This is a genomic window from uncultured Thiodictyon sp. (assembly GCF_903828115.1).
In the GTDB taxonomy this organism is placed as follows: Bacteria; Pseudomonadota; Gammaproteobacteria; order Chromatiales; family Chromatiaceae; genus Thiodictyon.
The window spans coordinates 1-6,690 of the sequence record NZ_CAIKKU010000774.1 but is presented as its reverse complement, the minus strand read 5'-3'; the positions used below and the strand labels follow the sequence as shown (position 1 = coordinate 6,690).

Here is a 6,690-nt window from a genome sequence, read left to right as displayed (position 1 = left end):
TCTCCCAGCGGCGCACGGTCGCGGGCGAAACCCCAAGAGCTTCCGCCGCCTCGCCTATCCTTACTTTGTACACTTTTTTGCTCATGTTTGGCAAAAATGTACAACTTTAATCGCAACAGTTCAAGCCCCGGCGCGGGGGTGCGCGGCCAGATAGCACACCAGATCGCGCCGCTCGTCTGCGCTCAGGAGCTTTTCGGCTCGGCGGATGTATTCGGGCACTTCGGCGACGGTCAGCATCGGCGAAGTCTAATCCAACGGATTACGCGACACCAGGCGACGCGGGTCAGGCGCGGCGGTAAGGCCACATGCAGGGACGCATAGCGGGGCTCGGATCGGCTGCTTAAGGGGCAGACGAACACCAGCGGGGAGTCGATATCCAGGATCTCCTACGCGGACAGTAAGTCCACCGGACGGAGCTTCCCGATCTCCGCGCCCTTGGCTGGGTCGAGCCGCGCCAGGTGGATGCCGCCGCGGATCAGCCTTTCCACCAGGCTTCCCGTGCCAAAGGCAGCGGTTCGCCAAGCGCCGCGTCGAGGTCTTGCGCGAAACGGCGGGCCACGGGGTCGCAAGCCATAGCCCGCAAGTCCTCGGCCCTGGTGCGGCGCTCCGCCGCCGCACGGTTTGTGCGTTCTCGTGCTCCAATGCCCGGCGGATCAGCTCGGACCTGGACACGCCGAGCCCTCGCGCGACATCCAGGCTTGCGGCCGCCAACTCCTCGGGCAATTCGATGGAAAGGGCTACCACTGGAATCTCCGGTTATATCGCCGATCAGGCTACAATATAGGCCGTCGATCCTTCGCGAACAACTCCGCGATGGTGCGGATGCGGTACGCGGACCGAGTCCGTAGGTTGCCATGAAAGTCGGGCGGAGCCGGAGACGAGAACAAACCGCGCAGGCTCGCAGAGACACGCAAAGCGTACGACGCTGGCCGGGCCTACGGCGCTCAGTCAAGCACCACCCCGTGGATGCCTATAACGTCGCCTGGGTAGCCATCAAATGTCCGATACATCGATTGTCAACGCGAAGGCGCGGCTGCCAAGCCTGGTGCAGCGGGCCGAGGCCGGAGAACCCGTGCATATCACCCGCCGCGGCAAACGGGTGGCGGTGATCCTGTCCGAGCAGGAGTTCAATCGCCTCACCAACGCACTGCCCAAGCCGACCGGGTATCTCGACTTTCTTGCGGGTTGGCGCAAGCGCTTGCAGGAGGACGGGGGCGAGCCGCTGACCGATCAAGAGGTCGCGAGCTTGCGTCCCAAAGAGGCCGGCCGGGATTTCTCTTGGGACCGATGAGATACCTCCTCGATACCAACGTCTGGTCGGAACTGGCGCGCCCGCAGTTCGTAGGTCGGGTTAGGCGCGCGCACCGAGCCTTGCTGTAATCCGCGAGGTCAGACGCGCCGTAACCCGACGGCTAGCTCGCGAATCGTCGGGTTACGCTTCGCTAACCCGACCTACTGAACGCAGAACTTCCGGAACCGCATTCCCAAGCGGAACTTGGGAACGAGTCAAGGAAGTGATTGAGATTCACCGAGCGACTGAGGTATATCGATATGCCAAGCATTACATTGCAGGCCCATTTCGACGGCCAATCGATCGTTCTCGACGAACCTTTTGAGCTTCCCGATAACGCTCGGCTCCTCGTGACGGTGGTGGCGCCGACGACGGATTTCGACCGCGACCCTTGGGCGAGCCTTGCCGGCACCGGGCTTGCGGGTGCCTACGGGGACGATGAGCCCGAGTACACGCCGGCCGATGTGAGACGCTTATGAACGCGGGCGACGTCGTTCTAACCCCGCTCCCGCAGTCCGACGGACGCGTAAAGAACCGTCCGACCATTGCGCTGCGGCGTATGCCGGGCTTTGGGGACTGGTTGCTCTGCGGTGTCAGTACCCAATTGCATCAGGAAATTCCAGGGGTGGGGTTAGGCGCGCGCACCGAGCCTTGCTGCAATCCGCGAGGTCAGACGCGCCCTAACCCGAAAGCCGCCAAGAAAATCGTCGGGTTACGCTTCGCTAACCCGACCTACGAACTACCCCGGACATGCCCGTGCCATCGAGCGCCCGCACCGCGGGCGGTGCGCCGGCGATTCGACGCCCATGGGCATCGAAGCGCTTCGGCCCACGACTGGGCTCGGGGTAGCGGCCCGGTCCTTTGCCCAGCAAGGGGTCAAGACCTTACTGGTCATTGACGGGGACGGCCGCAAACTGGGGGCTTGCGCCAGCGTGTCACCCCAAGATGCGAACAGGCAGCGGGCGCCGACGGATTGATTGCTCAGAAACCACGAGGAAGAAGCCCTCGACGCGAGCGGGATCGGCCATCAGGCCCAGGAGAATCCGCGCCGGACGCTCCGGCGGATAGGGCTCCTGCCGGAGATACAGAACGGCAGGCGGAGCCGGGAGTCTCAGCGAATAGATCAATTCGCCATAGTCACGGTCATAGGTGACCAGCCAACGCGACTGGGCACACGCCAAGGCAAGCACTTGCTCATCCGGCGCGCTCGGGCAGGTTTCCACCACGGCTTGGACATCGACGGCCTGTTCCCTCAGGATGCGAAGGGCCGGCATGGGAAAGTTTTCGTTGACCAGCAGACGCGGGTTCATGCGGTCGCCTTATGGATGGCGATGTATTCTTCCTCGCGTAGCATCTCGGCGGCAAAGGCAAGTGCCGCCTGCACATCGTCGCGCGTAATGTGCGGGTAGGCGGTCAGGATGTCCTCCATGCTCCAGCCATTCGCCAGCCAACCGAGGATGAGGTCGACGGAGATCCGGGTCCCCTTGATGGTCGGCTTGCCGACCAGGATGCTCGGGTCGCTGGTGATTCTGCCTCGCCAATCCATCGGTGGCCTCCGGTATTCGGGTCAGACTGGGGTCCGGACACCCCGGCATCGCGCCGGGGTGCCGGGGCTTGACGGCCAAGCGTCAGACGAGCAACTCCAGCCGGGTCAGATTGCCCGCGTAGGAGGCAGCCTCGGTCTTCTCCTTCAGCCACGCCAACCGCTCAAAGGCCGCCTCCGGCATCTCCATCTGGACGCGCTTGGTTGCCTTGTTCATAACGAACTCCGAAATAATAGCCCAGAAGCATCCCCAGCGGGACCTTGGTGTAGTCCGCCACCGCGGCCGGGCCGCTGAAATCGCCGTGCCGCCAGCCATAGACCGCCGCGCCGATGAAGAACAGCGTGGTGAGGCCGAGCAGTGCATAGGTCGGGTTAGGCGCGCGCACCGAGCCTTGCTGTAATCCGCGAGGTCCGACGCGCCGTAACCCGACAGCCGGGACGCGAATCCTCGGGTTACGCTTCGCTAACCCGACCTGCGACTCAGACCGACGGTGTCCCAACGCCGGCCGGAGCCGGCGCGGCAACCCACTCATAGGTCTCCACCTTCGACTGATCGCACTTACCGCACCCGCTCCCGCAGGCCGCGCCGTTGGCGATGCGGCGCACCCGGCCGCGGCGCTCAAGCGTCGCCAACATGCCGCGCACGGCGTCGGGGCTTGAGTCGAAGCGGGTGGCCAGGTCGATCAGGGGGGCGCGGTGGTGTTCGGCGAGGTAACCGGTCAGTTCGGATAGGATCATTGTCAAACCCCTTTGATCAGCGGTTGTCCGGGGTCTAGCCCCCGGCCCGGGCCGGCGCGGTCTGCGAGCACGCGCATCAGGACGACCGCGGCGATGAAGAGTCCGACCATGGCGGCGATCCAGGCGCTGGCGCTGGCCGGGTCGCGGGCGAAGATGGCGCCCTGGTAGAAGATCGTGGCGATGGCGTAGCCCAGGCCGGTGGTCCAGCCCACGGCGAAGAGGGTCCAGCCGGGGCTGCTTTCCCGCCAGATGGCGGCGACGGCCGCGGTGCAGGGGGCATAGAGGAGGATGAACAGCAGGTAGGCGAAGGCGCCGGCCGCTCCGTCGAAGCGCGCGGCCATGGCCCCGAAGGTACCGCTCTTGACCGACTGGCGCGCGGCGGCTTCATGGGCATCGTTCAGGTTGCCCAAATCCAGCCCCAGGGGGTCGCCCCAGTTGCCCAGGGCCTGGTCCAGGTTCGCCGGGATGGTCGCAAGCGCAGCCCGCAGGCCGCCCCACAGGCTGAAGGGCGGCGGCTGCGTCACCCCCCCGGCAGCCGCGGCGCCCAGGGCCGAGTAGGTGGCGTCGAGTGTTCCCACCACGGCCTCCTTGGCCAGCAGGCCGGTGAAGATGCCGACGGTCGCCGGCCAGTTGTCAGCGTTGAGCCCCATGGGGGCGAAGGCGGGGGCCGTGGTGCGGCCGATCGCGGCCAGCACGGAGCGGTCGCTGCCCTGGTTGCCGTAACTGCCGTCCGTGCCCAGGCTGTTGAACACCGTAATCACCAGGACCATAGGGACTATGACCCGCCCGGCCCCGACCACGAACCCCTGGGTGCGCTCCCAGGTCCGCATGGCCACACCCTTGACCCGCGGCAGGTGGTAGGGCGGCAGTTCCATCACGAAGGGGGTACTCTCACCCTTGAGCAGGGTGAACTTCATGACGAAGCCGGTCAGTACCGCCACCGCGATGCCGATGAGATAGAGCCCGAAGACGACGTTCTGCCCGCCCACCGGGAAGAAGGCGGCGGCGAAGAGCGCATAGACCGGCAGCCGCGCCCCGCAGGACATGAAGGGGGCCATAAGGATGGTCAGGATCCGGTCGCGATGGTTCTCCAGGGTACGGGTGGCCATGATGGCCGGCACGTTGCAGCCGAAGCCGACCAGGAGCGGTACGAATGACTTGCCGGGCAGACCGATGGCGCGCATGAAGCGGTCCATGACGAAGGCGGCGCGCGCCATATACCCGGAATCCTCCAGCGCGGACAGGAAGATATACAGAAAGCCGATGATCGGGATGAAGGTGGCGACCACCCGCAGACCGCCGCCCAGGCCCTCGGCCAGCAGCAGGGTCAACCAGCCGGGCGCCCCCAGACCGGTCAGGACATGGGCGGTGCCGACGACGAAGAGGGTATCGGCCGCGTGGTCGAAAAAGTCGATGAAGGCCCCGCCGATGTTGATGGTGAACATGAAGAGCAGGTACATCACGGCGAGGAAAATCGGGATGCCCAACACCCGGTTGAGTATGACCCGATCGATGGCGTCGGACAGGTCGCGCGACGCCTGCCCGGTCTGGGCCACGGCCGCGTGGGTGAGCCCGTGGGCGAAGCCGTAGCGGGCGTCGGCCAGCAGGATGTCCACGTCGTCCGCCTGCTCCCCGAGCAGGGAGCGGACCTCGGCGGGGCTGACCGCCTCCCCCACCAGGCCGCGCACCAGATCGTCGCCCTCCAGCAGCCGGGCGGCGAGCCACCGCGGCGGGTCCCCGGCGGCCGCCGCGATGGGGGTGAGACGCGGCAGGAGCACGGCCATGGCGGACTCCAGGGTCTCGCCGTAGACGACCTGCGCGGTGGCGACCGGCGGGGCCTGCACGGCCGCCAGTACCACCCGCTTCAGGTGGTCCAGGCCCTCCCCGCCGGCCGCGGAGACCGGGACCACCGGGCAGCCGAGTTGCCGGGCCAGTTCATCCACGTCGATCCGCAGGCCGTGGTCGCGGGCCACGTCGATCATGTTGAGGGCCAAGACCAGGGGGCGCCCCATCTCGATCAACTGGGTGGTGAGATAGAGGTTACGCTCCAGGCTGGAGGCATCCAGGATGTTGAGGATCAGATCCGCCTCGCGCGCGTGCACGAAGTCCCGGGCGATGCGCTCATCGAGCGACACGTCCTGGTCCGTCCCGGCCGCGATGACGTCCAGGGAGTAGGTCCCGGGCAGGTCCACCAGGTTGAAATCCACGCCCTCGAAGCGGTAGCGCCCGGTCTTGCGCTCGACCGTCACCCCCGGCCAGTTGCCCACCCGCTGCCGGGCGCCGGTCAGGGCATTGAAGAGCGTCGTCTTGCCGCAGTTGGGGTTGCCGACCACCCCGATGGTGAATTCGGGGTGCGCGCTCACGTCAGACGCTCGACCCGCAGCGTCGCCGCCTCGTCCTTGCGCAGGCTGAGATTCGAGCCGCGCACCCGCACCTCCACCGGGTCGCCCAGGGGCGCGACGCGCAACACCTGGAACTGCACCCCCGGGGTCAGCCCCATGGACAGCAGCTTGCGGCGATAGGCCCGACCCCCCTCCGCGAAGCCCTCCACCCGCCCGCGCTCCCCGACCCGCATCGCCTTGAGGGTCGTCAAGCGCTCGGCGTAGATTGGTTCGACGGGGCGCGTCCGCGGCCGCACGGACCAGAGGGACCGCACCCAGGTCTCCAGGCGACCGGGGTTGGCCGCATCCTTACGATGGGCGCTCGGAGCTGGGCGGTCAGGGCAGGCGACGGTGGAATTGGTCATGGTGGCAGGCGCGGCGCCAATAGCTAACGAGAATGATTCGCATCCTAAACCCGGACTCGATCCGATGCAAACCCTATCTGGGCGTCGCGCTGCCCGACCGATGCAACTTTTCGCTAACCGATGATTTTCTTGGCTGGAGCGTCACTGCCGTCAAGTTGAGCGCCGCAGCCCAAGCGCCTGGAGTCCACGGCTTGCGCCTTGGCGCGCGTCAAGGCTAACGGCCATGGCACCCGCGCCACCCCGGAACATGAAAGTCCTCTCGACCGCTAGCCGATGGCCAGCGTGCGGGGCGGCGTAGTCAGGGCTTCCAGCCCTGACTGTTCCAGCCCCGACACCGTCAGGCCAGGATGGCCTGACTACGCACTTTCACGG

Annotated in this window: 9 protein-coding genes and 1 pseudogene; 2 read left to right on the top strand and 8 right to left on the bottom strand. The window is 66.5% G+C overall.

All coding sequences use genetic code 11. The annotated features are described in order from the left end of the window. On the bottom strand, positions 1-85 hold an 85-nt coding region (locus QZY48_RS35100; protein WP_366929801.1), incomplete at its 3' end, for a MerR family DNA-binding transcriptional regulator. 560 nt (positions 86-645) lie between these two features. After that, positions 646-744, bottom strand: a pseudogene (locus QZY48_RS35095) (ribbon-helix-helix protein, CopG family); the annotation flags it as partial. Between the two features lie 253 nt (positions 745-997). Between QZY48_RS35095 and QZY48_RS28415 the strand changes: the two are divergent. Continuing rightward, a complete protein-coding gene (locus tag QZY48_RS28415) occupies positions 998-1,291 on the top strand; it encodes a type II toxin-antitoxin system Phd/YefM family antitoxin (protein ID WP_295437008.1) in 294 nt (97 codons plus the stop codon). 260 nt (positions 1,292-1,551) lie between these two features. Beyond that, positions 1,552-1,770, top strand: a complete 219-nt coding sequence (locus QZY48_RS28410) for a hypothetical protein (protein ID WP_295437007.1) — start codon at positions 1,552-1,554, stop codon at positions 1,768-1,770. A gap of 456 nt (positions 1,771-2,226) precedes the next feature. Here QZY48_RS28410 and QZY48_RS28405 read toward each other — a convergent pair whose 3' ends face one another. The 6 genes from QZY48_RS28405 to QZY48_RS28380 form a co-directional block, all read right to left on the bottom strand. Next, positions 2,227-2,601, bottom strand: a complete 375-nt coding sequence (locus QZY48_RS28405) for a DUF5615 family PIN-like protein (RefSeq protein WP_295437006.1) — start codon at positions 2,599-2,601, stop codon at positions 2,227-2,229. Then, positions 2,598-2,837 carry a DUF433 domain-containing protein gene (locus QZY48_RS28400; protein WP_295437005.1) on the bottom strand — a complete coding sequence of 80 codons (240 nt, stop codon included), beginning with the start codon at positions 2,835-2,837 and terminating at the stop codon, positions 2,598-2,600. Before QZY48_RS28400 ends, QZY48_RS28405 begins: the two co-directional genes overlap by 4 nt. A gap of 82 nt (positions 2,838-2,919) precedes the next feature. Then, positions 2,920-3,051 (bottom strand): hypothetical protein, encoded by a 132-nt coding sequence (locus tag QZY48_RS28395; protein ID WP_295437004.1) that lies wholly within the window; start codon positions 3,049-3,051, stop codon positions 2,920-2,922. A 263-nt stretch (positions 3,052-3,314) separates the two neighbouring features. Next, entirely contained in the window at positions 3,315-3,572 is a 258-nt protein-coding gene (locus QZY48_RS28390; RefSeq protein ID WP_295437003.1) for a FeoC-like transcriptional regulator, read from the bottom strand. Positions 3,573-3,574: 2 nt separating this feature from the next. After that, complete coding sequence (gene feoB / locus QZY48_RS28385; RefSeq protein WP_295437002.1) at positions 3,575-5,935, bottom strand: Fe(2+) transporter permease subunit FeoB; 2,361 nt, start codon at positions 5,933-5,935, stop codon at positions 3,575-3,577. Next, positions 5,932-6,147, bottom strand: a complete 216-nt coding sequence (locus QZY48_RS28380) for a FeoA family protein (protein ID WP_366929800.1) — start codon at positions 6,145-6,147, stop codon at positions 5,932-5,934. The genes feoB and QZY48_RS28380 overlap by 4 nt, the downstream gene beginning before the upstream one ends. Between the last annotated feature and the right edge of the window lie 543 nt (positions 6,148-6,690).